This is a genomic window from Oscillibacter sp. KLE 1728, from assembly GCF_934833455.1.
Taxonomy (GTDB): domain Bacteria; phylum Bacillota; class Clostridia; order Oscillospirales; family Oscillospiraceae; genus Oscillibacter; species Oscillibacter welbionis.
Map to the genome: position 1 here is coordinate 1 of NZ_CAKVVF010000141.1, position 1,928 is coordinate 1,928.

At 63.0% G+C, this 1,928-nt stretch carries 4 protein-coding genes; all 4 read left to right on the top strand.

Going from position 1 to position 1,928, the window contains the following annotated elements:
- Positions 1 to 233: 233 nt before the first annotated feature.
- Entirely contained in the window at positions 234 to 446 is a 213-nt protein-coding gene (locus QVE23_RS10870) for a hypothetical protein (protein ID WP_287968233.1), read from the top strand.
- A gap of 121 nt (positions 447 to 567) precedes the next feature.
- Complete coding sequence (locus QVE23_RS10875; protein ID WP_287968237.1) at positions 568 to 936, top strand: type II toxin-antitoxin system PemK/MazF family toxin; 369 nt, start codon at positions 568 to 570, stop codon at positions 934 to 936.
- A 170-nt stretch (positions 937 to 1,106) separates the two neighbouring features.
- On the top strand, positions 1,107 to 1,601 hold the full coding sequence (locus QVE23_RS10880) for a hypothetical protein (RefSeq protein WP_119310808.1): 495 nt from the start codon (positions 1,107 to 1,109) through the stop codon (positions 1,599 to 1,601).
- Positions 1,602 to 1,671: 70 nt separating this feature from the next.
- Positions 1,672 to 1,928, top strand: a 257-nt coding sequence (locus QVE23_RS10885) for a hypothetical protein (protein ID WP_287968235.1), incomplete at its 3' end; no start/stop codon positions are given.

The following is a 1,928-nucleotide window of genomic DNA, read 5'->3' on the forward strand; positions in this document are numbered from 1 at the left end:
GCTGGCGGCCCTTCTGCTGCTGGCAGTGCTGTGCTTCGGCGGCTACAACGTCTGGCGCAATCAGGGCATCCCCTTCGTCTGGGGCAGCTGGTGCGACTGGGGGAGCCTGCAAAACGTGGTGGACACGGTGCTGGTATTTCTTCTTCTGAACTCCATCCGATATTCCACCCCCCCCTACTTCCATTGCACGTTTTACCGGCTATCTCTCCAAGCTGACCCTCGGTGCTTATCTGGTGTCGTGGATACCGGACAACTACCTGTACACCATGCTGAAAGCCGCCGTCCCCTCGGTGACGGATCAGCTGAACTACTTCCCTCTGACGGTGGGCGGCACCATCCTCATCTCCCTGCTGCTGGCCGCCGTGGTGGAGTGCTGCGTCTCGCTGCTGATGCGTCTGCTCCGCCGCTCCGCCAAGGTGCGAACCGCCGGCACAGCTCAGGCATAGGATGATGCGGGGGCAGCGCCGGTCAGGGATTTTCCCCGGCGGCGTATAAATCCGGCGGCTGCGTGGGAGAATGAAGTTGACCCGCTGCGGCGGGTACTTCTTCCGGCGGAGTGTGGACTTTGTGGATACCAATGTCAGACGTGGAGAGATCTACTATGCCGATCTCAGCCCTGTGGTGGGCAGTGAGCAGGGTGGTGTCCGGCCGGTTCTGATCATTCAGAACGACACCGGCAACCGGTACAGTCCCACTGTGATCGCGGCGGCCATCACTTCCCAGACCGGGAAGGCCAAGCTGCCGACACATATCGACCTTCCCGTGGACCACAGCTGCGGCCTGAGCCGGGATTCGGTGGTCCTGCTGGAGCAGGTGCGCACCCTGGACAAAAAGCGCCTGCGGGAAAAGATGGGCCATGTGGAGGAGAATGTGATGGAGAAGGTCGATCTGGCCATCGCGGTCAGCTTCGGACTGCCCCACGACCAGATGGTTTGAGAGATCCGTTTCTTCGGCAATACACAGGCCGGGCGCTGCGGCGGAAGCCGTCTCCTGGCCGCCCGGAAATGCGTGGTTTGATCGAAGGGTCCTCCTGAAAAGGGCGTTCCGCCCTTTTCAGGGGTACCGATTTTTCAGATCCGACAATCAATACGGAGGTACATAAGCGCATGAAAAAGAACAGATGGTATCTGCGGCTGCTGGCATTGCTGGTGCTCTGCGGCGCCTTGAACGTGACGATTACCGCGGCGGCGGAGGCCGGCTCCTCCGACGACCCGCTGGTGACCCTGAGCTACTTGAACGAGACGTTCATGGACTCCATCATGGAGCGGGTGGACCAGAAGATCGCCGCCCGGAATGCCCAGTTGGGCATTTCGGCAGGCAGCGGAGCCGGTGCCGCGTCCAATTTCACTGTGGTGACCCTCACCAGCGGACAAGTCCTCACTGGGGACATCGGCTGTGAGGTAATGCTGCGAGTGGGAACGGCTGTGTGCGTTTCTCCCTCCAGCCCCGGTCTCATTGACGAGACCGCAGCCACAGCGCTGAACAACGGCAGTGCGCTGGTCCAGAACCACCTGTACATGATGACCATTGAGGGCCGGGGCGTCCGCGCCACGGCCGGCACCACCAAGCTGCTGGTCCGGGGCAGCTACACCGTCGCCTGATCTCCGCATAAACGGCCCCGCCTGGGCATAGGTTGTGCCAGGCGGGGCCGTTTGGAGAGGGGGCAGAGCGATGGACAAGTTTCCACTGATGCAGGGCGGTGTCTCTGTGGGGGAGCTCATCACGGAGCAGGAGGCGCTGTACACCTGGTTTGAGGCCCGGTGCCGCCTGCCGGGAGAGGGCCTCTGGTGCGCCTGGGCGGTGGGCGACCGGGGAGAGCTGCGGCTGGGCGTTCTGGAGCCCTGTGGGGACCGGGCCACAATCCGGCGGCGGTTTTCCGCGCGGCTGACAGCCCCTCTGGGAAAGCTGCGGCAGGGGGAGATCCGCCC